The following is a 21,272-nucleotide window of genomic DNA, read 5'->3' on the forward strand; positions in this document are numbered from 1 at the left end:
GTTAATGTAAGAGCGGCTGCAGATTTGTTATTTTCTAAAAAATCGGCTACTTGAATAGGGAATAAGGGGTTTCGACTTTCTTTAGTGTAATAAAAACAACAAACTCACCATACCCCAGGCAACACCGCCCGCAGCGGGAATCGTCAAAATCCACGCCCAGATAATCCGTTCAATTACGGAAAGCTTGAGCGTGTAGGGATTCTTGGCAAAGCCCACTCCCATAATCGCGGTGGAGATGCTGTGCGTGGTGGAAACCGGCATACCGAAATGGGCCGCAGTCAATAGAATCGTTGCCGAGCTGGTTTCCGCCGCAAACCCGTTTATCGGGTGTAGTTTGACCATTTTGTGACCCAGCGTTTTGATAATTCTCCAACCGCCTACCGATGTGCCAAGTGCCATCACTAGCGCGCAGGTAAATACCACCCAGGTATCGATATCTTTTTCTCCGCCATCCGGCTTGAGAAACTCGGCCCATTGCGGCAACTGATCGAGCGTGCCGGCGTTGTTTGCCGTAAAAATGGCTAAGGCAATAATACCCATGGTTTTTTGCGCATCGTTGCTGCCGTGCGCAAATCCCATATAGCCCGCCGACAACAGTTGCGCCTTGCCGAATACTACGTTGACCCACTTCGGCCGCGCCATTCGCGCCATCAGACCACCCGCGGAATTCATCCCGCTAATAATCGCCATCAATAAACCCATGATAAAAATACCCAGCGTAAAACCCGCAACCGGCGAACTGATCATCGGGATCACTACTTTCCATAGCAAGCCTTTATTTTCTGTCCAGACTAATGCGGTTTTCGACCATATCAGCACGTCGGGATTATTATTTCCCGCCGCCAATGCCGCCCCGCATAAGCCGCCAATCAAAGCATGGCTGGAAGAAGACGGCAACCCCAAGGCCCACGTAATTAAATTCCAAATAATAGCCCCGACCAACGCGCAGATCAAAACTTCGGAGGTGATGTTGACCACGCCGGTATCGACCAATCCGGATGATATGGTTTTGGCTACGGCAGTCCCGGATAATGCGCCAACCAGATTAGTCACGGCGGCGAGGATGACCGCTTGAGTGGGGGTTAATACCTTAGTGGCAACCACGGTCGCAATCGAGTTGGCGGTGTCGTGGAATCCGTTGACAAACTCGAATACCAGCGCTGCGAGAACAACCAGCAAAAGCAATGTCAGCATGACAATCCTGTTATGAATTTTTTAAGACAATGTGATAAACGACATTACCGGCATCGCGGCAGCGATCTATAGCTTTTTCGAGGATTTCAAATAAATTGGTTTTGACCAGATAACGAATCGGATCGGATTCATTGGCATAGACGTCTCGATACAATTCAAGTATTTGATCGTCGGCTTGAGCTTCAATCGTTTGCAACTGATCGTTTAATCGCTTCACCTCGTCCAAATCCATGCCTTTCCGCAACTGTCCAACCATTTGCGCCAGTACTTGGCATGCCTGCTCCAGCATAGCCGCGCGACTACTGAAATCCACATCGCCGATACGTCCCGACGCCAACGTGTAACGTTCCGCAAATTTTTCCACGACTTTAGGAATTTTATACAGCGCGCCATTCAGCGCTTCAATATCTTCTCGGTCCAACACAGTAACAAAGGTATTGACTAACTCCTCGCTGATTTGCGCAAACAAATCTTTTTCTCGGCGGCGGGCTTGTTTGAATTTTTCTAGCGATTGTTGCGTGGCGGCAGGGCTAAGAAGCTCGATTAAGGCTTTGGCCGACGAACACGCCGACTCGGCACTCGCTTCAAGTAAACCATAAAATTTATCGCCTTTGCCGAAGATGGTTTGCAGTGAGAACATGGTGTTTCCTTTATTTAGTAGCCCAAAGGCCTTTATCAATTCCGCTAATTATCGCATAACAGCGCAGTAAAATTGCGTTCTCAACCAGCCAAGGCTTATTACGCAATTTTAAAACATGCAGTCCCCGCCAGACTCAGCGCGGCAGATGTATGCAACCTTGCGTGACGGCAACTAAGAATCGCGCATATGCAGCAAGTTATGGTCAAAGACTGTAACTCAAGCGAATTACCGTTTGCTACCCGGTTACTCCAAGATGAAGGTTTTGCGAAAACCGGCAAACTCCAAATCCGTAAATCAGGAATTCCTTGCTTAAACATTGTCAAGCTTTTAATATTGATACGATATTTGTTTGACAAGTCCGCTCGTTTCTTTTATTGTTTCGATTCGCTACCATAATGGAGAATCGACAATGCCAAAAGCCCTTTTTTATCTGGCCGATTACTCCTTCCGTGGAGGTGTAAAGCAAACCCTGACTGATGAACTCAAGCCTTTCAACCTTAAATACGATACGGCACGGCCAAACCGGCACGTCGCATCGATAGGGAAGATTCGGCGGACGTCAAATCAGTGCCGGCCCCGGGTGTTGGGCAATCAGGTCTTTTATTTAAATTTCGGTTCGGCGCTGGCCGATTTACTATTTCAAGAGGTAAAACCATGACAGAAGTAAAACAAGAAAAAGATAACTTCGTGTTGTATGTGGTGTTGGCTACGGCAGTCGTCGTTGGCGCCATCCTGGCGGTGAAGATGAGCGAAAACGAAAAATTTGCGCCCATCAAAGATCAAATTGCCGAAGAAAACCGTTTAATGAATATCCGTGTCATCGGCAACCGCGAGGATTAATTATGATTAAAACAACTTTTATCGGTACGCTGTTTGCATCGCTTTTGTTAGTCAGCCCAGTTCAGGCCACCGAATATATTTACCGCGACATAATGGCAAATACCTTGGCACCGGAGCATTGCCAAGTTGAAGGCAAAGCCAAGGAAAATGCTTCCAAGCATTACAATATCGACAGATTCAGCAAGAAGTTCTGCCAATCCCAAGGCTATGGCTGGCATGTCGATGAAGTCAAAAGCACCGGCAATACGGTTTGCGACACCTGCAGCAACCCAGAGGAAGCAAAATGCCGTCAGCAAGATGTCGTTGTCAGTTGTAAACGGATCAAACCAGGCACGGTAGGAATGCTGCCCGGCAAAGGATAAGCTAAAAGCCGCATCCAAGGGATAAGCATCCCGGATACTTCACACCTGTCGCCGCCGGAAAACGAAGGTTACCGGCGGCCCAGCCAGCCCTTATTCAGGGCTGCAACCATTCGATAATATGATCTTCCAGATCGGTAACCTGCGATTCCTTGATCGCATAACTGCCGATAGACACGCCCGCCTCTTTCACCGATTCGTTAGTCCCGGTTAGCAAGGGATGCCAGCTTGGCAAAGGTTCACCATCGGTTAACAAGCGGTACGCGCAGGTCGCCGGCAACCAGTTGTATTCGGCGAAGTCGTGCTGTTTCAAATCGATACATTCCGGCACCAATGTGCAGCGTTCGCTGTAACGGGTGCAGCGGCAAGTTTCCAAATCGATCAGATCGCAAGCCACGCTGGTGAAGGCTATTTCGCCGGTGTCTTCGTCTTCCAGCTTATTCAAACAACACTTACCGCAGTTATCACAGAGCGACTCCCACTCTTCCGTGCTCATTTGCGCCAGGGTCTTCGTTTCCCAGAATTTCACGATTTTATTGAGGTTTGAGTTGACGCAGTTGGTAATGTAACACCGCCCATGAACCGACTACCGCCAGCACCGACGAGATCATCAATAACAAGACGAATTCCGAAAAACTCAAAAACAGCAGCTCGAAGGAACTGTTATACAAGGTCGATAGTTTCTCGACAGGTGTTTCCAGAATTAACAACATAATCGTTACGATCAACCAACCCAGAAACCCTGCGATAAACCCCAGCCAAAAGCCGGTGTATAAAAAAGGGCGCTGAATAAAAGCATGGGTAGCACCCACTAATTTGGATATAAATACCTCATCCTGCCGGTTTTGCAGCTCCAAACGTATGGTATTGCCGGTAATAAAAGTCACCGCGAAACCCAATAACAAACTGACCAGCAACACCCCGCGCCCTGCAATCAACATGATAGTTTGCAAACGCGCCACCCATTGCATATCGACCTGCACGAAATCGACTTGCGGGAATTGTTTAAAATCGGTCATTAATTTTTCGATGTCTTCGTTACTCTCCAGCGCGTTTTTCGGCACGACCTGAATCACGCTCGGCAAGGGGTTGCGTTCCAGCGCATTTAAAGCGTCGCTAAATCCGCTATTGGTTTTAAATTCCTCCAACGCCTGTTTTTTGCTGATAAATTTAACTTCGACGACACTACCGTTTTGTTGTATTTGCTCGGCAAGTTTCTGCCCGGCCGCATCGGTAATGTTATCGTGCAGAAACAAGGACATTTGATTGCTGGACTCCAGATTGCCGGTCAATTGCTGGATATTGGCAACGACGATGTAAAAGCTGCTTGCCAAAGAAATGGCAATAGCCAACACTAAGATAGTCATCGTCGAAGTGAATGGCGTGCGGCTTAAACGACCCAGGCTAGAAAACAGACCGTGAGCATGATTAAGCAAATAGGCGTGAAACAATTCAACTAAGCGGCTACCTGCTTGTTTGCGGTGATTATGTTTCATTGTCAGCTCGCTATCAAATGGCCTTTATCAAGCGTCAACACGCGATGGCCGAGATGATTAATTAGCTCTATATCGTGGCTGGCTATCAACACCGTCACGCCGACCTGCTTGAATTGCTCGAACATGAACATGACTTCGGCGGAAAGATCCGGATCCAAGTTTCCGGTCGGCTCGTCGGCCAAAATTAACTTGGGTTTATTGACAATGGCGCGGGCAATACCTACACGTTGTTGCTCCCCGCCGGACAGCGCCAAGGGATGCTTCCTTTCCTTACCCAAAAGCCCGACTTTATCCAGAGATGCCCTTACCCGCCGCGCCACTTCCTGATGGTTATAACCCGACACCACCAACGGCAAAGCCACATTATCAAACACGGTTCTATCGTTCAGCAGTTTGTAATCCTGAAAAATCAGGCCCAAATTGCGCCGTATATAAGGAATCTTGCGCTCGCTGATCCGGCTAATGTCTTGGCCGTCCAAGGACACAGTACCGCGCGTACATTGTTCCATCATCGCGATCAACTTCAACAACGTACTCTTGCCTGCACCGGAACGGCCGGTTAAAAATGCCATTTCGCCGCGTTGCAAGTGAAAACTGACGTCGGTTAACGCCTCCCCGGCGTCCGGATAACGCTTGCATACGTGCTCGAATCTCAACATAAAATCAATCTTTTAAGCTTCATTCTTGAACAAACAGGGCATCGACAAAGTTTTGCGCGTTGAAATCCTGCAAATCGTCAATCTGCTCGCCCACCCCGATAAAGCGGATTGGAATATGCAGTTGATTAGCCAGCGCGAAAATAATGCCGCCCTTGGCGGTACCGTCCAGCTTGGTTAAGGCGATACCGGTCAATTCCACCGCTTCGTTGAATAGTTTAGCCTGCGACAAGGCATTTTGCCCGGTACCGGCATCCAGTATCAGCAACACCTCGTGCGGCGCCGACTCATCGAGCTTGGTCATGATGCGTTTGATTTTTTTCAATTCGTCCATCAGGTTGGACTTGGTATGCAAACGTCCGGCGGTATCGGCAATCAACACATCCACCCCTTTGGCTTTGGCGGACTGCAAGGCATCGAAAATCACCGACGCGGAGTCTGCACCGGTATGTTGCGCCACGACTTGTATATCGTTACGCTCGCCCCAGGTTTGTAACTGTTCCACCGCTGCGGCTCTGAAGGTGTCGCCCGCCGCCAGCATCACGCTATGCCCCTGTTGTTGCAGGCGTTTGGCCAGTTTACCGATTGAGGTCGTTTTGCCGGCACCGTTAACACCCACCACCAGAATCACAAACGGCCCCTCTTGCTGCGGAATTTGCAGCGGCAAACTGCACGGTTCCAACATGGCTAGTAAATTTTGCTTTAAGGTTTGGCTCAGCACCTTGCCGTCACTGAGTTGATCGCGCTCCAGACTATCGGTAAGTTGTTTGATTAAGAGCGTGGTGGTTTCGATGCCCATATCGGCCATCAACAATTGGGCTTCGATATCCGCCAGCAGCTCCTTGGTAACCGCTTTTTGCCCGAATGCCAAACTGCTAAGCACGCCGCCGAGACCGCTACGGGTCTTTTTCAGCTGACTGGTTAAACGCAGGTATAGCGAATCTTGACTGCTTAGCTGCGAAACTTTTTCCGGTACCTGCTCGGCGGTATAAGATTCAACTTCGCCGACCGAACTTTCACCGTCGGCGCCAGTGCGATATCGACTGTAGAATAAAATTGCAAGCAAGGGCAGCATCATTAGTGCCGCAACTGCGTTATGCGCGACAGCCAATGCCAAGGGCAGCTGGTATTTGACGCTAAAAATCCCCAACACTATCTGCAGCAGTAACAGCAGACTGAGTATATTGGCGGCCAAACGTACCGGCTTCGGATAACGCTCGGAAGTGGCCGACAACATCAATCCGCTTAATACGATGAAAGTCAATCCGGCAAGCACTCGATGTAACGCCTGTATCGCGCTTTTTGCATCCGCCGATAAACCGCTATCCCGGAACGGATCAAGAATGCTCGGATATTCGGCATTCGGCAACCAGCTACCGTTGCAACGCGGGAAATCGCTACAGGCCAAGCCAGCGTAGTTACTACTCACCCAACCACCCAACAAAATCTGGATCAGCAACACCAGAATAGCCAGACCGGTAAATGCCAGCGGGCCGGATCTGACCGGCCTTAACTCGGCAGCGGGGTTCAAACGTAAGTAACTCCAACCTATCGTCCAAAAAGTGAAAAAGCCCAGTAATAAATGCGCCGTTACCACGCCGGGTCGCGTACCCGATGCTACTGCCCACATGCCGAGACCGGCTTGACCGGCAATCAACAGCAATACCAGTAAGGTCAGCGTCACTGCGGGGAAACGCGGTTTTTCCCGCCACGCCAAGCCGAACCAACTCAACACCAGTACCGCCAGGCCGCCCGCCAAATAGCGGTGAGTCATCTCTTTCCAGGCTTTTGCGGTATCTACGGCGTATTGGGGGAATCCGGCAGCGGCATCGGCTTTAAATTCCGCGCTATCGCTGACGAAGGCCTTGCCGTAACAGCCCGGCCAATCCGGACAGCCCAAGCCGGCGTGGGTTAGTCGGACATAAGCGCCAACGACGATAACGAGCAGCGCCAGAAACGCGCAGCACAGGGTCAATTTTCTGAACATGTTTCTTAACCGATTTGTGAAATTCTGAGTAACTTGCCTAAGTCGTTTTTGACTTTGTAAGGATCGTAGCCTGGGGCGTATTGCATCATCAGGTTCCCTAACGGATCCATAATTAACAGCATGCCTTCCGGCAAGGCCTGCGCACTTAACTTATTTAACTTTTCCCGCAACGATGAGGCCGGCAAGGCTTTTAATAAACGACCGTCGTCGCGCCATTCGGCAGGCAGCTGATACACTTTGTCGAACAGCAGCGCCAGTCGCCGAATCCGGGCAATGTCCTTACCCATCATCAACGTCAGTTGATGGGTTTTGTACAACGCATCCCGGCAGGTTTCACTACAATCACGAGGCACGGGATTGATTAAAACCCAGTGCCCTTTCAGTTCGCGCATATTCTCGGCGGAAAAGGCGTCGTATCCCGCAAACTCTTCCGCTTCCGTTACTTGCGGCGGAGCGATCAACACGCCGTGATTAGTGCCTAGCTTAACGATGTCAGGGTTTTTCGCCAGAAACCAAGCTATTCCGAACGGAATAATGGACATGGCGAATATCACTACGATGGTGATACGATTTTTTTTATATTGATTATCCACGTGGTGTTTTTCGACTACTAATCCAAATAAACAGAGCTGTTAACGTCAGCGCCAAACCGAACCATTGTACTGCATAGGCTAGATGTTTTTCAGGCGGGATTGCGACGGCAATTTTCCATTGCCGTTGATAGCCTTCGGGCTGTGTCGAGTCCAGCTCTATCTGGTAATTGGCTAATGCATAACCCAATTTGTCCGCCAGCAGCTTGCTATCGATAATTTGCACTCGGACCGGCCAACGCTCCCCCGGAATTTCCGCCCCCTTCAACTTCAAGCCCGGCTCGGGGAAATTGTTGATTCTACCTTGCACTCGTTGAATGGCCGAATTGATTGCGATATCAGGCAAGACCTCGCGCGAAGCGCCTAAGGCGACCCAGCCGCGATTGACTAATATGCCGGGTTGACCGCCATCGGGCAAAAACGGCGTTAAAACCAAATAACCGGGTTTCCCTTCCAACATCTGATTGTCGATAAAAATCTGATGACTAGTATCGTAATGTCCCGTCACCAATACCGGCCGGTAGCGCAAGGCTTCTTTGTCGATTTCGGATTGTCGATTCAAGTCCAACGCTGCCGCGCTAACGGCCTGTTGTTGTTGCGCCAGCAAAATTTTCTTCTGCTCGCCTCGACTCAGCTGCCAAAACCCCAAGCTGCACAACACACCCGTCAGTAGCAAATAAGTCGCCAAAGCCGGTAGTGAGCTGCGGAATTCGGTACCGAAAATACTAAATTTGATCATACGTAATAACTCCTGCTTTGAATATGCGCTATTGGCAAGCGTAATCTAATCGTCCAGAATGCCGGTTTTTATTTATTAAAGCTCCCCAATGTTTATCAAAACACTCACTATCGTTGCATTCCTGGCCATAGTCATTAGTCTCGGTTCGGCGCTGTTTCATATCGTTAAACATAAGGGCGACGACGATTCGCGTAAAACCGCAAAAGCTTTGACCACTCGTATCGGCATATCGCTGGCTTTGTTCATTTTGCTGTTTATTGCCTATGCCAGCGGTTTGATTCAACCGCACGGTATCGGTACACGTATTCACTCCAACCCAAATCTATCAGCCGCAAACTCGCAACCCTGATAATTCGACAAAAAAAAAGCGCGATCCGCAAAGATCGCGCTTTTTAGGGCTTAGCCTACCGGTTTTACATCATGTAGACAAACACGAACAGCCCCAACCAGACCACGTCGACAAAATGCCAATACCAAGCAGCCGCTTCGAAAGCGAAGTGGTTTTCCGGGGTGAAATGACCTTTCCAACTTCTGAACAAAACGACGGATAGAATAATCGCTCCGACGCAAACGTGGAAACCATGGAAACCCGTCAACATGAAAAAGGTTGAACCGTAAATACCGGAACCCAATGTCAAACCCATTTCGTGATAGGCTTCGTAATACTCGGTTGCTTGGCAAGCCACAAACAAAAAGCCTAGGCCAACAGTAGCCAGCAACCCTTTGATCAGCTGACTGCGATTTTTTGCCAGCAAGCCGTGATGCGCCCAAGTACAGGTTACGCCGCTAGATAACAGTAACAAGGTATTCAGGAACGGCAAACCGAACGCGCCCATGGGTTCGAAATCGCCGCCGACCTTACCTGGACCGTTAGTCGGCCATACCGCTTCGAAAGCCGGCCACAACACATCGTGAGTAGAACGCCCCGGACCACTAAGCATGCCGCCTTCGCCTAAATGCGGCACAGAGATATTCCGGGTGTACCACAAGGCACCGAAAAATACCGCGAAAAACATGACTTCGGAAAAAATGAACCACATCATGCCCATACGATAAGAAATACCGACGCCGTGATTATACATACCGGATTCGCTCTCGGTGGACTGCAAAGCGAACCACAAGCCCAGCATCACCAGAAATATCACAAAGCCGGTGAGCATCATGCCGGGACCTATCGACGAACCGTTCAGATGATTGGCAAAACCGGCTAGCGTCATCATCAGGCCGCCGGTAGCCATGACCGGCCACACAGCTTTATGCGGTATGTAATAACTATCGTGTGTAGACATATCCTTCCCCTCTATTTTTTACTGATGTTAGTGTTATCAAAAAAAGTGTATGCAAGCGTGACGGTCTTATAGCGATCGGGCAACTTCGGTTCGACAACGAATCGGACCGGCATGGTTTTTTCTTCGTTAGGCGCAAACGTTTGTTCGGTAAAGCAAAAACACTGGGTTTTTTTAAAAAATTCCGCCGCCAATCCCGGCGTAATGCTGGGTATAGCTTGGGCAATCATTGGTTTATCAGTGTTATTCTTGGCATAAAAATTAACCGTGTAGTATTCACCCGGATGCACTTTCATACTTTTCACCTCGGAGCGGAACAGCATAGGCGTCGATTCGTTTAAGGACGTGAGAAACTCCACAGTCACCTCCCTACTCTTATCCACTACATACTCGGTTTCCTGTACAGCTTGACCCGCAACCTTCCCGTTCAAACCGGTCAAATCACAAAGCACATCGTAAAGCGGTACTAAAGCATAACCAAACCCGAACATAGCCACCGCAACCAAAGCCAGTTTACGGACCAGCTTGGCATTCTTTTGGCCTAGATCATCGCTCATTGCGAGATGGCCTTAAGTACCGCGAATACGTATATGGTTAAAGCAATCGCAGTCAGTACCACAGCCGTCAAAATGTTTTTCTTTTTTGTGTCCATATCGTTACCCGACACGCCATGCACAAAGGCATGACGCGTCTCGTTCACTCATTTTAAGCATTAAAAATGCTCGGTAGGGATTCTTGCCGGCGGTGTCGTAAAGGTGTGATACGGTGCAGGCGAAGGCACAGTCCATTCCAAACTGTGTTTGCTGGCATCTTCCCAAACCTCATCACTGACTTTTTCACCAGTACCGCCACGAATAGTGTCGATGACGATATATACGAACAACAACTGGCTGAAACCGTAGATAAAGGCACCAATACTGGACACCATATTCCAATCTGCGAATTGAATCGCATAATCAGGGATACGGCGCGGCATGCCAGCCAAACCCAAGAAATGTTGCGGGAAGAACAAGATGTTCACCGATACTGCCGACAACCAAAAATGCAGTCTGCCGATTTTCTCGTTGTACATATTGCCGGTCCATTTAGGCAACCAGAAATAACCGGCAGCCATCAGGATGAAAATGGACGCAGGTACCAAGGTGTAATGGAAGTGGGCGACGATGAAATAGGTATCGTGGTATTGAAAATCCACCGGCGCCACCGACATCATCAAACCGGTGAAACCACCCATTGTGAACAGCACCACAAACGCAATCGAAAACAGCATAGGCGTTTCGAACGTCATCGAGCCTTTCCACATGGTCGCGGTCCAGTTGAACACCTTCACCCCGGTCGGAATCGCGATCAGCATGGTAGCGTACATGAAGTACAACTCACCGGCCACAGGCATACCCACGGTAAACATGTGGTGAGCCCAAACGATGAAAGACAGGAACGCAATCGCACCAGTCGCATACACCATCGAGGCATAACCGAACAGAGGCTTACGGGCAAATACCGGAATGATGGTGGAAGCCACACCGAAGGTCGGCAGAATCATCACATACACTTCAGGGTGGCCGAAGAACCAGAAAATATGTTGATACAACACCGGATCACCGCCGCCAGCTGCATCGAAGAAGCTGGTATCGAAGAATTTGTCAGTCAGCAACATGGTTACCGCACCGGCAAATACCGGCATGATAGCGATCAACAAAAACGCAGTGATCAACCAAGTCCAGACGAACAAAGGCATTTTCATTAACGTCATGCCGGGCGCACGCATATTGAAAATGGTCGCGATGACATTGATCGCACCCATGATCGAAGATATACCCAGCAAATGCACCGAGAAGATCGCAAACGGAAACGCTTTACCGGTTTGCAACACCAACGGCGGATACAAAGTCCAACCACCGGCAGGTGCGCCGCCTTCCATGAACAAAGTGCTGGCCAACAACAACACGCCGGCCACCAACATCCAGAAGCTCATGTTGTTCATCCGCGGCAGAGCCATATCCGGCGCGCCGATCATCATCGGAATCATCCAGTTGGCTAAGCCGACGAAAGCCGGCATGACCGCGCCGAATACCATCACCAAGGCATGCATGGTGGTCATCGAGTTAAAAAAGTTGGGATCGACAAATTGCAGACCCGGCTCGAATAATTCCGAACGAATGATCAAAGCCATGGTACCGCCGACAAAAAACATTATCAGACCGAATACCAGATACAAGGTGCCTATATCTTTGTGGTTGGTGGTGAATATCCACCGTAAAACGCCCTTTTCAGGGCCGTGATCGTGGTGATCGTGATGATCATCATGTTCAGCTACGACAGCAGTCATACTTTATACCTCAGCAAAAATTAGAAAATGAGTTGATCGCGAAAATCGGTGAATTACTCATCATCGTCCCATTTGGGTGTGATTTTATTAGGCTGAATCTCATCGCCCACGTTGTTACCCAATGCCGGCGCATTTCTGATGTAAGTAATCAGCTGCGCCAATTCATCATCCGGCAATTTTTTGAACGCCGGCATTTTGCTGGTACCTGCCTGAATAAAACCGATCAGCTGATCCATATTGCCGGTGACTTTGGCGCTACCTCTTAAAGCGGGGAACCAACCGGAGATACCGTTACCATCGATTTGGTGGCAAGCCACGCAGTTTTTCAGATAAACAGACTCGCCTTTTGCCATCAGCGTATTGCGGGTTTGATCGCTCAAGTCAGGCTTCTGATTTTGCTTATCCAAAGTCGCTTTTACCCAAGCATCGTATTGATCCTGCTCCATCGCAATCACTACCACCGGCATAAAACCGTGGTCGCGACCGCAAAGCTCGGTACATTGGCCGCGGTAAGTACCGGGTTTGTCGACAGAAGTCCAAGCTTCATTGATGAAACCGGGGTTAGCATCTTTTTTCCAACCCAAATCCGGTACCCACCAGGAGTGAATCACGTCGGCCGCTGTAAACAGGAAGCGGATTTTCTTACCGACCGGTACTACCAGCGGCTTGTCGACGTTCAACAAATAGTTGGGAACGTTACGCGGATCCATGGTGCTAACCCGGTGCGTTTTTTCGCTAGCCTCGTCTAAATGGCTTTCGAAATGTACACCGCTATCCAAGTATTCGTACTCCCAATACCATTGTTTACCGGTGACCTTGATGCTCATCTCGGAATCCTGCACCTTATCCAGATCGATAACGGCCTTGGTTGCGGGAATCGCCATACCCACCAGAATCAGCGTGGGGATGATGGTCCAGATAATCTCGACAGTCGTATTCTCATGAAACTGCTCGGCTTTATGACCCTTTGATTTACGATGATGATAAATCGAGTAAAACATAGTGCCGAACACCGCGATCCCAATAAACACGCAGATCCACAGAATCAGCATGTGCAAATCGTAAAGCTCGTTACTGAGTTGCGTCACGCCCTTCATCAGGTTGAGTGTATAGTCCGCATGCGCAGTCCCCAGGCCCAAAGCCATCAAGACCAGACAAGCGAGCAGTTGCTTTGTTTTCTTCACGGAGCAGCCTCCCCATTAGTAGTTATAAACTTGTATGCGTTATATCTTCGTAATCTTGTCGCACCACACAAAGCAGGCCACAATTCCTTTTACTGATAATTATCATAAATTAACTGGGTAATTTTAACCCATGACTCACCGGCAGACCAGAAGAGGTTTTCCCGTTTGTAAAAAATAAACATAAAAAAGGCTTGAGAGCATCGCTGCTCGCAAGCCTTTTACCATCTGATAGGGACGGTTTTTTAAGCTGTCACTACTTCAACGCATCCGAATATGCCATATCAAATTTTGGAATATGGTTATCCAGCCAGCTTTTCACCAATTGCCCGACATCTTCGGTCACTTCCGCCTCGCCGGCATGAAATTTTTTCTGCAAATCCGCACAGATACCGATTAGCGCTTCGTGTTCGGCTTTATGACGATCGTAACCGCCAAAGCCTTTAGCGACCATTTCCCTTTCTTCATGCGCGAAGTGATCGACCACATAGGCAATCAGAGCATCCAGCGAAGCGCCAACAGTAGCGCGCGCAGCGCCACCCGTGGCTTCATCGTACAGTTTATTCAACAAACCGAACAAGGTTTGATGTTCTTGGTCGGCAAATCCGACATTAGTGCCATACTGAGCCGCAGTCCAAGTAATTAAAGCCATAAAACGTCTCCTGGTTGTTTTTGTAATGGAGTCGTCATTCTGAACATCTGCCGGTCAAATATTTTGATGTAAATCAAATTTCCGCCAGTTTGGCAGACTTAAATGCGTTGCCAGACTTTCAAAATCGGCATTGGCCGAATGCGGCAAAACTCCTATCAACGGCGCATCGATCACTTCCCGCAAAAAATCCAGATTGCTCTCGAACCCGGGCATAACTTCGACAATTTGCACGGCAACCCAACCGGCAAACGGCAAACCGCTCTGCCGTAAAGCCTGAACAGTCAGGCGCGCGTGATTGATGCAACCCAGCATGATACCGACCACCAAAATCACCGGCAAACCCAAGGCATGGGCGAGTGCCGCATTATCCAGCGTCCGGCTCAACGGCGAATACCAGCCGCCGGCACCTTCCACCAACACGATATCGGCTTGTTGCCGCAACCGGTCAAAGGCGTCGCCGATAACCTCCAGCCTGACTTCTACGTCGCCGCAAGCCAAATGCGGAGAAACCGCAAGCTCGAATGCATAAGGATTGATCCGGTCGTACGGTAAAAGCTGAGACGCATAGGCTTGCAGCATGAGCGCATCGCTATTTTGCAAGACACCGTCGCGCCACACGCAACCGGCTGCAACCGGCTTCATCCCCGCCACCGTCAAGCCCTGCCGCTGAAACCCGCGCATCAAGGCAATCGTCGTCCAGGTTTTGCCTATATCGGTATCGGTACCGGTCACAAAAAATCCGGCTTTCATACCCGCGCCCGTACGAAAAGAATTTCGTAACTCGCGGTAATCCGCTCACCGCCCGCGCCGCTTTCATAATGGCCGATCATCCGCTGCAACTGCCGACGCGTCGTCGGCCGCCGTTTTCTGGCCTGACTGACGTTATGCGCGCCCAGGTCTTTTAATTCCCGCATCAAAGCCAATACCGAAGGATATTGCAATCGATAGATCTTGGATTCCAAATCAACAGCCGCCAAACCGCTGACTTGTAAAAACTCACTGATTTGTTCGAGACTATAAAAATCATTGACGTGCGCGAAGTCGTCAACCGCCGCCCAGGCCGCTTTCAGTTCCGCAAGAGTCGCCGGCCCGAAAGTCGAAAACACCAACTGACCACCCGGCGCCAATACTCGCCGGGCATCGGCAAAAACCGCCGACAAATTCTGACACCACTGCAAGGCTAGATTTGAGTAGATTTGCCGAACGCTATCGCCGATAAACGGCATGTTTTCGGCATCGGCACAGATATAAGCGGTTGGTAACTTTTGATTATTGATGCGCGCCACCTGCAACATGGGCGCGGCAATATCCAAGGCCAGCATAGGCTGGGCAAGCCGATCCGCCATTAATTGCCGCGTCAGAAAACCGGTGCCGCAACCCAAATCCAGCACCCTGCCGGGAGCCGGCTGCAACGGAAACTTTTGCAATAAGCTTGTCGCTACCCGGCGCTGCAACATCGCCGCCGAATCGTAACTACCGGCCGCCGCCGCAAACGAGCGCCGAACGCCAGCTTTATCCAATACCGCAAGGCTCATACAGCCGCCGCGATGATCTCGCACAATTGGTGTGAATGCGATAAAAACGGCACGTGCCCGGCATTTGCCAGGACATGTAAATCAACGCGCGGATTTAGCTTCTTTATCGATTGCGCGGTTTGCAACGGTATCAAAGTATCTTTATCGCCCTGCACTACTGTAATCGGACAACGCAAACCCGCCAAGGCTTTGCGCAAATCGCTGTATTTCAAAATACGCAATCCGCCCTGCAACGCATTGATAGCCGGGGCGTCGCACTCATGCACCGCAAAGCGCAACTGTTGCAACAGCTGCCGGCTCTCAGCCAAACCCTGGACTTGCAAGCTCAAAAAACGTTGCAAGGTCAGCCGGGCATCTTCGCCGAGTTGACCGGCGAAACCGTCCAACACCTCCGACCGTACCCCCGGCCAACCAAAGCTTTTGACGAATTTCGGATTACCGGCCAACAACGACAAGGATTGCACTCTGTCGGGAAAACGCGCCGCCATCTCCAGTGCCACCGTGGCACCTAGCGACCACCCCAACACACTGAACCGATTGACCGGAATGGCATCCAGCAACGCATTAGCAATTGTAGGCAGATCGAACGATTCCAATTCGGCGCTACGACCGTGACCGGGCAAATCCAGGCATATTATCTGACGCTGTTGCGCCAGCTGCCTGGCAAACTGGCGCCAGATCCCGCTATGCATCGCCCATCCGTGCAGCATCACCAACGGCCGGCCGTGGCCATATATTTCCCGATGAATACCGGTCATGACAAAACTCTCCCCAGCGCATCCAGCAAGGCGTCGACCTGTTGTTCGGTATGATCGGCGGCGAAAGTGATCCGCAAACGGGCGCTGCCGGCCGGCACGGTCGGCGGCCGAATCGCGCTGACCCAGAATCCTTGTTCCCGCAGACACCGGCTCGCAGCCATAGCTTGGCCGCTGTCGCCTATCAAGATGGGTTGAATCGCGGTGAAAGAGTCCATCAGTTGCAAGCCTTGCTGCCGCGCGCCTTGCCGGAACCGGCGGATTAGATTTTGCAACTGTTCGCGGCGCCAGGTTTCGGCTTGCAACAAGCGCAAACTGGTCCGGGTTGCTTCGGCCGCCGCCGCCGGCAGCGCGGTCGTAAACACATAACTCCTGGCTTTTTGAATCAACATCTCGATCAAATCCTCGGAACCAGCCACGAACGCGCCGAACGTGCCAAACGCCTTGCCTAAAGTGCCAATCAGAATTGGCACCTCATCCTGAGTCAAAGCAAAATGCTCGACTATACCGCCACCGTTTTTTCCCAACACGCCAAAACCGTGAGCATCGTCGATCAGTAAGCCGGCGTGGTGCTGTTCTGCCAAATCGGCCATTGCCGGCAACGGCGCCAAATCGCCATCCATGCTAAATACGCCGTCGCTGACCACTAAAGCCTTGCCTACGGCACTGGACAGTTTAGCCCGCAAATCTTCGATATCCGCGTGGCGATAGCGTTGAAAGCGCGCCCGCGACAACAAGCCTCCATCCAGCAGCGAAGCATGATTCAAGCGGTCTTCCAGCACAGTATCGCTGCGGCCCAACAATGCCGAAATCACACCGAGGTTAGCCATATAGCCCGTGGAAAACAGCAAGGCCCGCTCCCGTCCGGTAAAAGCCGCCAATTCTTCTTCCAAGGCATGATGCGCACTACTATGACCGCAGATCAGATGCGCGGAACCGCTGCCGGCGCCGTAGCGATCGACCCCGGCTTTAAACGCTGCAATAACTTGGGGATGATTGGCCAACCCCAGATAATCGTTACTACAAAAATTGATCAGTTCCCGGCCATCAGTATTCACAGATACGCCTTGCGGACCGTCGACGACGCGTCGCCGGCGATACAGGCCATCCTGTTCCAGTTGCCGCAGTTGACCGGCAAAGTCGTAAAAAGCGTTGGCCATTAGGCGTAACTGGAGCCGCCCATCCTCACACCCAAACGCTCGAACAACTGCTGGTCGTGGTTGGTCATCGGATTATCGGTAGTCAGCAGTTTATCGCCATAGAAAATGGAATTAGCACCCGCCAGGAAACACAAGGCCTGCATCTCGTCGCTCATTGCCTTACGCCCGGCCGACAAACGCACCCGCGACTGCGGCATCAAAATTCTGGCGACGGCGATGGTACGCACGAACACGATAGGGTCCAACGCATCAATGCCGTGCAAGGGCGTGCCTTCCACCTGCACCAGCATATTAATCGGTACGCTTTCCGGATGCTTGGGCATATTCGCCAGTTGCAACAGCAATTTGGCCCGGTCGGTTTCCGACTCGCCCATCCCAACAATACCGCCGCAACAAACGTTAATACCGGCATCGCGCACCCGCTCCAGCGTATCCAAGCGGTCTTGATAAGTCCGGGTAGTGATGATTTCGGAATAATACTCTTCCGAGGTATCCAGATTGTGGTTGTAATAATCCAGGCCGCCGTCTTTCAAGGCTTGGGTCTGTTTATCGCTAAGCATGCCCAATGTCACACAGGTTTCCATACCCAGCGCCTTCACGCCCTGCACCATTTCCACGACTCTTTCGATGTCTCTGTCCTTCGGGCTGCGCCAGGCCGCACCCATGCAAAACCGGGATGCACCCTGCTCTTTGGCCTGTTGCGCGGCTTTTAACACGGCATCGACAGGCATCAAGGCCTCCGGATTCAGATCGGAATCGTAGCGCGCGCTTTGCGGGCAATACCCGCAATCCTCGGAGCAGGAACCGGTCTTGATACTCAACAGACTGCTAACCTGTATCTCGTTAGGATCGAAAAATACCCGGTGCACGCTTTGCGCCTGAAAAATCAGATCGTTAAACGGTAGCGCCAGCAATGCTTCGACATCGTGTAATTGCCAGTCGTGGCGGATGGTAGCCGCCGATTCCAAGGGTTTCTGGCTTGCAGACATTCTGATAATCTCCGAGAGTAAGGACAAAGCGGCGCCAAGCACCGACTTATCAACCTATATTTAAAATTATGGTAAACAACTGGCTGAACATTATACAGAAGAAATTGCTGCCGCCACGTTGCGTGTTATGCGGCAGCGCCGGATATGGCGACATGGACTTATGCGCGGGTTGTTTGACCGATCTGCCGCGTAACCTGTCAAGCTGCTACCGCTGCGGCGAACATTTCGAAATCGCCATCGAAGTCCCACAATTATGCGGCCGATGCCTAAAAAAATCGCCGGCTTTCGACGAGACCCATGCACCGTTTTTATACCAAAGCGAGATGCGCTATTTAGTCGGACAGTTAAAATTTGCCCACGATTATAAAAATGCGCGTTTACTGGCTACCTTGCTGGCCGAACACATCGCCGACAACGCGGAGTTGCCGGATGGCCTGATGCCCGTCCCCTTACATCCCAAGCGTTATCGGGACCGAGGCTTCAATCAGTCGATAGAAATTGCCCGGCATATAGCCCGGCAACTCCGCATTCCGCTGGATTTAAGCAGTTGCATCCGCCAACGCGATACCGCTCATCAAACCGGCTTACCCGCCAAACAGCGGCGGAAAAACATGCGCCAAGCCTTCGAATTGGTAAAGCCTGTAAAATACCGCCACATCGCGATCATCGACGACGTGATGACCACCGGCGCCACCGCCTCCGCAATGGCATCGGCGTTAAAACGCGCCGGTGTCGGCCGGGTGGATGTCTGGGTTTGCGCCCGGGCTTAAACCGCCGGTTTCGAGCCGCGCTTGCGTGCTCACGCCCCGCGGAAAAAATTCAACGACTCGGGGGATACGGCCAACCCAGGCCCGACCAATACCCGACACATCCAATCGTTATCGATGCGGCTCGACTCGGTCGCCAAGATTTTCCGCATCCGAAAACAGCGACCCGCCGCTAGCGCCGTGCACATCCACCCAGATATGGGGCAAACTCAGCTGGCTCAACCAGTCGACGCCGTCCGCCTCCTTCAGCATTGCAATCGTCGAAGCGCTGCCGGCAACCACGCAAAAATCGCCAACCACGGTCACCGCCGCCAAATGCCGCACCGGCCAGCCGGTTTTCGGATTCAGAATATGGCCGTAACGGACGTTATCGATCACCATGCAGCGTTCATAATCGCCGCTGCTGGCGACCGCGCCCTCGTAAACAGTCAGCGTCTGCAGCAAACCGTCGCGCTGACGCGGATCGCGGATTCCCACTCGCCAGGGACTGCCGTCGCCGCGCGGACCGATCACCCGAATATCGCCGCCCAAATTCACCACCCCGCGCTTGACGCCATGGCTACGGCAGATCGTTGCCGCGCAATCGGCGGCGTATTCCTTGACCACGCCGCCAAAATCGATCTCCATGCCGGCAACCGTAAACGACAACACCGGCCGCCGCCAGGACACCTTGCGCCAACCGACTTTTTCCAACAGAGCCGCCAACGCCGACGGTTCCGGCAAGCGGCCGGAATCGAACTTCCAGGCCCGGCGCAAAATCCCGGAGGTCACGTCGAACAAGCCCTCGCTTTGATCGTAACAGGTCACCGCATAATCCAATAGGCTGGCGGTTTCGTCGTCGACCTGTATCGAACCGCCTACCGCCGCCACCCGATTAATCTCCGACAACAGGCTGTCCGCCCGGTAACGGGAATAACGCGCCTCCAGGCGCTGCACATCCGCCACCGCCGCGGCTGCCGCGGCATTGGCCGCGGCCGAACTGACAGCGAACAACTGAATTTCGCAGGGTGTCCCCATCGCCTTAAATTCGCGGCGATAGTATTTAAGCGGCTGGCTCTTGCTGGTTTTTTTGGGTTTCACGGGGCTGGCGTTGAAATAATATTTGCCGAGGATTTAAACAAATTCCGCTTCCTCGATAAAGAGAAGCTCTAATAAACCTCTCTTCTTGCGGATGCGGACTAGCCGTAGTCGGATTTACCCAAGGGCATAACTGCGTTACGTAACCCTGCAATTATCGTTACAGGCTTGCCGGTTCGTCCAATAACTGTTTGAGTACGCCGCGCAACTCGTCAACCTCGCCCGGCCGAAAGCCTTTATGGATGTAACGCAGCCGGCCCTGGCGGTCGATCAGATAGGACGAGGGCATGGCTTCCACGGCAAAATCCTTGGCGCATTGCCGCTGCGGATCGGCGACTACCGTAAAATCGGGCCGCGCTTTACCCAAAAACGCCTCGGCCTCCTGGGTTTCTTCATCCAGATTAACCGCCACCACCTGCAAGCCCTGGGCTTTATGCAAGCGGCTCAGCTCGTTCATGAACGGAAACGACTGCATGCAGGGGCCACACCACGAGGCCCAAAAATCCACATACACCACTTTGTTCTTGAACTGTTGCAATTGATACGGCTGGCCGCCCTGCATACCTTGCAAGGCGCAGACCGGGGCCGCTTGATTGACGCTTCCCGCCCGCGCCGCCACCGGTAATAGCGCTAAACCGCAAGCCGCCGCGGCGGTCGCCAGCCAATACCGGCTGGCTTTCCATTGAATTTGCATCATAATTTTTTCCGTCTCCGGCTTTACGCCGCCCAAGGTTAATAAAAATGCCGGCATCGGCGCCGTCAAAAAGGCGTAGAGCCGGCAGTACAAAATATCGGCCGGGTAATAACTCCGTTCGGCGAGCAGTCTCCGCCGCTCGGCGCCGCAATTCAAATACCCGGCCGGGCAGTAAATTTCACCGACGGGGTAGCTCGGAGCTACCCCGTCGAGTATTTGAGCGGCCTCGTCGAGTATACGAACTAGCCTGTCGAGTATCGGAGCTCCCGCTTCGAACAAATAAATCTCGCCGTCGAGCCGGCGATTGCCCGTTTCGAGTTTATCCCATGGCCTTATATAAACGCCC

General features: G+C 51.6%; 26 protein-coding genes. 5 read left to right on the forward strand and 21 right to left on the reverse strand.

What is annotated here, in order from left to right; genetic code table 11:
- Window positions 1-81: 81 nt before the first annotated feature.
- Window positions 82-1,194 (reverse strand): anion permease, encoded by a 1,113-nt coding sequence (locus ACH50O_RS08755; protein WP_446811636.1) that lies wholly within the window; start codon window positions 1,192-1,194, stop codon window positions 82-84.
- Window positions 1,195-1,204: 10 nt separating this feature from the next.
- Window positions 1,205-1,834 (reverse strand): DUF47 domain-containing protein, encoded by a 630-nt coding sequence (locus tag ACH50O_RS08760; RefSeq protein ID WP_446811637.1) that lies wholly within the window; start codon window positions 1,832-1,834, stop codon window positions 1,205-1,207.
- A gap of 349 nt (window positions 1,835-2,183) precedes the next feature.
- Between ACH50O_RS08760 and ACH50O_RS08765 the strand changes: the two genes are divergently transcribed.
- Genes ACH50O_RS08765 through ACH50O_RS08775 form a run of 3 tightly spaced genes read left to right on the forward strand, consistent with a single transcriptional unit; the run spans window position 2,184 to window position 3,036 of the window.
- Window positions 2,184-2,492, forward strand: coding sequence for a hypothetical protein (locus ACH50O_RS08765; protein WP_446811638.1), 309 nt, complete (start codon window positions 2,184-2,186; stop codon window positions 2,490-2,492).
- A complete protein-coding gene (locus ACH50O_RS08770; RefSeq protein WP_020482122.1) occupies window positions 2,489-2,674 on the forward strand; it encodes a hypothetical protein in 186 nt (61 codons plus the stop codon). The genes ACH50O_RS08765 and ACH50O_RS08770 overlap by 4 nt, the downstream gene beginning before the upstream one ends.
- Before the next feature lie 2 nt (window positions 2,675-2,676).
- Window positions 2,677-3,036, forward strand: a complete 360-nt coding sequence (locus ACH50O_RS08775; RefSeq protein WP_446811639.1) for a hypothetical protein — start codon at window positions 2,677-2,679, stop codon at window positions 3,034-3,036.
- Between the two features lie 94 nt (window positions 3,037-3,130).
- Here the strand turns inward: ACH50O_RS08775 and ACH50O_RS08780 are convergent, their stop codons facing one another.
- The 6 genes from ACH50O_RS08780 to ACH50O_RS08805 are packed head-to-tail and all read right to left on the reverse strand — an operon-like array spanning window position 3,131 to window position 8,501.
- Window positions 3,131-3,529, reverse strand: a complete 399-nt coding sequence (locus ACH50O_RS08780) for a YcgN family cysteine cluster protein (RefSeq protein ID WP_446812129.1) — start codon at window positions 3,527-3,529, stop codon at window positions 3,131-3,133.
- Between the two features lie 37 nt (window positions 3,530-3,566).
- Window positions 3,567-4,529: a permease-like cell division protein FtsX gene (ftsX, locus tag ACH50O_RS08785; protein WP_446811640.1), complete on the reverse strand. Its 963-nt coding sequence runs from the start codon at window positions 4,527-4,529 to the stop codon at window positions 3,567-3,569.
- Between the two features lie 2 nt (window positions 4,530-4,531).
- Window positions 4,532-5,188 (reverse strand): cell division ATP-binding protein FtsE, encoded by a 657-nt coding sequence (gene ftsE / locus ACH50O_RS08790; RefSeq protein ID WP_446811641.1) that lies wholly within the window; start codon window positions 5,186-5,188, stop codon window positions 4,532-4,534.
- 19 nt (window positions 5,189-5,207) lie between these two features.
- Window positions 5,208-7,172 (reverse strand): signal recognition particle-docking protein FtsY, encoded by a 1,965-nt coding sequence (ftsY, locus tag ACH50O_RS08795; protein WP_446811642.1) that lies wholly within the window; start codon window positions 7,170-7,172, stop codon window positions 5,208-5,210.
- 5 nt (window positions 7,173-7,177) lie between these two features.
- Window positions 7,178-7,765: a hypothetical protein gene (locus ACH50O_RS08800; RefSeq protein WP_446811643.1), complete on the reverse strand. Its 588-nt coding sequence runs from the start codon at window positions 7,763-7,765 to the stop codon at window positions 7,178-7,180.
- Window positions 7,758-8,501 carry an SURF1 family protein gene (locus tag ACH50O_RS08805; RefSeq protein ID WP_446811644.1) on the reverse strand — a complete coding sequence of 248 codons (744 nt, stop codon included), beginning with the start codon at window positions 8,499-8,501 and terminating at the stop codon, window positions 7,758-7,760. The genes ACH50O_RS08800 and ACH50O_RS08805 overlap by 8 nt, the downstream gene beginning before the upstream one ends.
- Window positions 8,502-8,589: 88 nt before the next feature.
- On the opposite strand from ACH50O_RS08805, the gene ACH50O_RS08810 reads away from it, so the two are divergent.
- The gene (locus ACH50O_RS08810) at window positions 8,590-8,850 is read left to right on the forward strand and encodes a twin transmembrane helix small protein (protein ID WP_446811645.1); all 261 of its coding nucleotides are present in this window, start codon (window positions 8,590-8,592) and stop codon (window positions 8,848-8,850) included.
- Between the two features lie 64 nt (window positions 8,851-8,914).
- On the opposite strand, the gene ACH50O_RS08815 is transcribed toward ACH50O_RS08810, so the two are convergent.
- From ACH50O_RS08815 to bioB, 11 genes are all read right to left on the reverse strand, one after another.
- Window positions 8,915-9,790 (reverse strand): cytochrome c oxidase subunit 3, encoded by an 876-nt coding sequence (locus ACH50O_RS08815; RefSeq protein WP_446811646.1) that lies wholly within the window; start codon window positions 9,788-9,790, stop codon window positions 8,915-8,917.
- 11 nt (window positions 9,791-9,801) lie between these two features.
- Window positions 9,802-10,344, reverse strand: a complete 543-nt coding sequence (locus ACH50O_RS08820; protein ID WP_446811647.1) for a cytochrome c oxidase assembly protein — start codon at window positions 10,342-10,344, stop codon at window positions 9,802-9,804.
- Complete coding sequence (locus ACH50O_RS08825; RefSeq protein ID WP_446811648.1) at window positions 10,341-10,487, reverse strand: hypothetical protein; 147 nt, start codon at window positions 10,485-10,487, stop codon at window positions 10,341-10,343. Before ACH50O_RS08825 ends, ACH50O_RS08820 begins: the two co-directional genes overlap by 4 nt.
- 12 nt (window positions 10,488-10,499) lie before the next feature.
- Window positions 10,500-12,116 (reverse strand): cytochrome c oxidase subunit I, encoded by a 1,617-nt coding sequence (gene ctaD / locus ACH50O_RS08830; protein WP_446811649.1) that lies wholly within the window; start codon window positions 12,114-12,116, stop codon window positions 10,500-10,502.
- Window positions 12,117-12,169: 53 nt separating this feature from the next.
- Complete coding sequence (gene coxB / locus ACH50O_RS08835; RefSeq protein ID WP_446811650.1) at window positions 12,170-13,300, reverse strand: cytochrome c oxidase subunit II; 1,131 nt, start codon at window positions 13,298-13,300, stop codon at window positions 12,170-12,172.
- Window positions 13,301-13,553: 253 nt separating this feature from the next.
- The gene (locus tag ACH50O_RS08840; RefSeq protein ID WP_446811651.1) at window positions 13,554-13,949 is read right to left on the reverse strand and encodes a bacteriohemerythrin; all 396 of its coding nucleotides are present in this window, start codon (window positions 13,947-13,949) and stop codon (window positions 13,554-13,556) included.
- Window positions 13,950-14,003: 54 nt separating this feature from the next.
- Window positions 14,004-14,699: a dethiobiotin synthase gene (gene bioD / locus ACH50O_RS08845; RefSeq protein ID WP_446811652.1), complete on the reverse strand. Its 696-nt coding sequence runs from the start codon at window positions 14,697-14,699 to the stop codon at window positions 14,004-14,006.
- On the reverse strand, window positions 14,696-15,484 hold the full coding sequence (gene bioC / locus ACH50O_RS08850; protein ID WP_446811653.1) for a malonyl-ACP O-methyltransferase BioC: 789 nt from the start codon (window positions 15,482-15,484) through the stop codon (window positions 14,696-14,698). Before bioC ends, bioD begins: the two co-directional genes overlap by 4 nt.
- Entirely contained in the window at window positions 15,481-16,242 is a 762-nt protein-coding gene (bioH, locus tag ACH50O_RS08855; RefSeq protein ID WP_446811654.1) for a pimeloyl-ACP methyl ester esterase BioH, read from the reverse strand. Before bioH ends, bioC begins: the two co-directional genes overlap by 4 nt.
- The gene (gene bioF, locus ACH50O_RS08860) at window positions 16,239-17,399 is read right to left on the reverse strand and encodes an 8-amino-7-oxononanoate synthase (protein WP_446811655.1); all 1,161 of its coding nucleotides are present in this window, start codon (window positions 17,397-17,399) and stop codon (window positions 16,239-16,241) included. The genes bioH and bioF overlap by 4 nt, the downstream gene beginning before the upstream one ends.
- Window positions 17,399-18,388: a biotin synthase BioB gene (bioB, locus tag ACH50O_RS08865; protein WP_446811656.1), complete on the reverse strand. Its 990-nt coding sequence runs from the start codon at window positions 18,386-18,388 to the stop codon at window positions 17,399-17,401. The genes bioF and bioB overlap by 1 nt, the downstream gene beginning before the upstream one ends.
- 68 nt (window positions 18,389-18,456) lie before the next feature.
- On the opposite strand from bioB, the gene ACH50O_RS08870 reads away from it, so the two are divergent.
- Window positions 18,457-19,158 carry a ComF family protein gene (locus tag ACH50O_RS08870; protein WP_446811657.1) on the forward strand — a complete coding sequence of 234 codons (702 nt, stop codon included), beginning with the start codon at window positions 18,457-18,459 and terminating at the stop codon, window positions 19,156-19,158.
- Between the two features lie 108 nt (window positions 19,159-19,266).
- Here the strand turns inward: ACH50O_RS08870 and ACH50O_RS08875 are convergent, their stop codons facing one another.
- Together ACH50O_RS08875 and ACH50O_RS08880 are read right to left on the reverse strand one after the other, a co-directional pair.
- On the reverse strand, window positions 19,267-20,172 hold the full coding sequence (locus ACH50O_RS08875; RefSeq protein WP_446812130.1) for an FAD:protein FMN transferase: 906 nt from the start codon (window positions 20,170-20,172) through the stop codon (window positions 19,267-19,269).
- Window positions 20,173-20,392: 220 nt separating this feature from the next.
- A complete protein-coding gene (locus ACH50O_RS08880; RefSeq protein ID WP_446811658.1) occupies window positions 20,393-21,205 on the reverse strand; it encodes a TlpA disulfide reductase family protein in 813 nt (270 codons plus the stop codon).
- Window positions 21,206-21,272: the final 67 nt, after the last annotated feature.

It is taken from the genome of Methylomonas sp. 2BW1-5-20, from assembly GCF_052474515.1.

What these genes read in the sequence shown, in the direction of transcription:
- ACH50O_RS08755 (WP_446811636.1), bottom strand. Translation starts at nt 1,194, where the DNA reads ATGCTGACATTGCTTTTGCTGGTTGTTCTCGCAGCGCTGGTATTCGAG.
- ACH50O_RS08760 (WP_446811637.1), bottom strand. Translation starts at nt 1,834, where the DNA reads ATGTTCTCACTGCAAACCATCTTCGGCAAAGGCGATAAATTTTATGGT.
- ACH50O_RS08770 (WP_020482122.1), top strand. Translation starts at nt 2,489, where the DNA reads ATGACAGAAGTAAAACAAGAAAAAGATAACTTCGTGTTGTATGTGGTG.
- ACH50O_RS08775 (WP_446811639.1), top strand. Translation starts at nt 2,677, where the DNA reads ATGATTAAAACAACTTTTATCGGTACGCTGTTTGCATCGCTTTTGTTA.
- ACH50O_RS08780 (WP_446812129.1), bottom strand. Translation starts at nt 3,529, where the DNA reads ATGAGCACGGAAGAGTGGGAGTCGCTCTGTGATAACTGCGGTAAGTGT.
- ftsX (WP_446811640.1), bottom strand. Translation starts at nt 4,529, where the DNA reads ATGAAACATAATCACCGCAAACAAGCAGGTAGCCGCTTAGTTGAATTG.
- ftsE (WP_446811641.1), bottom strand. Translation starts at nt 5,188, where the DNA reads ATGTTGAGATTCGAGCACGTATGCAAGCGTTATCCGGACGCCGGGGAG.
- ftsY (WP_446811642.1), bottom strand. Translation starts at nt 7,172, where the DNA reads ATGTTCAGAAAATTGACCCTGTGCTGCGCGTTTCTGGCGCTGCTCGTT.
- ACH50O_RS08805 (WP_446811644.1), bottom strand. Translation starts at nt 8,501, where the DNA reads ATGATCAAATTTAGTATTTTCGGTACCGAATTCCGCAGCTCACTACCG.
- ACH50O_RS08810 (WP_446811645.1), top strand. Translation starts at nt 8,590, where the DNA reads ATGTTTATCAAAACACTCACTATCGTTGCATTCCTGGCCATAGTCATT.
- ACH50O_RS08815 (WP_446811646.1), bottom strand. Translation starts at nt 9,790, where the DNA reads ATGTCTACACACGATAGTTATTACATACCGCATAAAGCTGTGTGGCCG.
- ACH50O_RS08820 (WP_446811647.1), bottom strand. Translation starts at nt 10,344, where the DNA reads ATGAGCGATGATCTAGGCCAAAAGAATGCCAAGCTGGTCCGTAAACTG.
- ctaD (WP_446811649.1), bottom strand. Translation starts at nt 12,116, where the DNA reads ATGACTGCTGTCGTAGCTGAACATGATGATCATCACGATCACCACGAT.
- ACH50O_RS08840 (WP_446811651.1), bottom strand. Translation starts at nt 13,949, where the DNA reads ATGGCTTTAATTACTTGGACTGCGGCTCAGTATGGCACTAATGTCGGA.
- bioD (WP_446811652.1), bottom strand. Translation starts at nt 14,699, where the DNA reads ATGAAAGCCGGATTTTTTGTGACCGGTACCGATACCGATATAGGCAAA.
- bioC (WP_446811653.1), bottom strand. Translation starts at nt 15,484, where the DNA reads ATGAGCCTTGCGGTATTGGATAAAGCTGGCGTTCGGCGCTCGTTTGCG.
- bioH (WP_446811654.1), bottom strand. Translation starts at nt 16,242, where the DNA reads ATGACCGGTATTCATCGGGAAATATATGGCCACGGCCGGCCGTTGGTG.
- bioF (WP_446811655.1), bottom strand. Translation starts at nt 17,399, where the DNA reads ATGGCCAACGCTTTTTACGACTTTGCCGGTCAACTGCGGCAACTGGAA.
- bioB (WP_446811656.1), bottom strand. Translation starts at nt 18,388, where the DNA reads ATGTCTGCAAGCCAGAAACCCTTGGAATCGGCGGCTACCATCCGCCAC.
- ACH50O_RS08870 (WP_446811657.1), top strand. Translation starts at nt 18,457, where the DNA reads ATGGTAAACAACTGGCTGAACATTATACAGAAGAAATTGCTGCCGCCA.
- ACH50O_RS08875 (WP_446812130.1), bottom strand. Translation starts at nt 20,172, where the DNA reads ATGGGGACACCCTGCGAAATTCAGTTGTTCGCTGTCAGTTCGGCCGCG.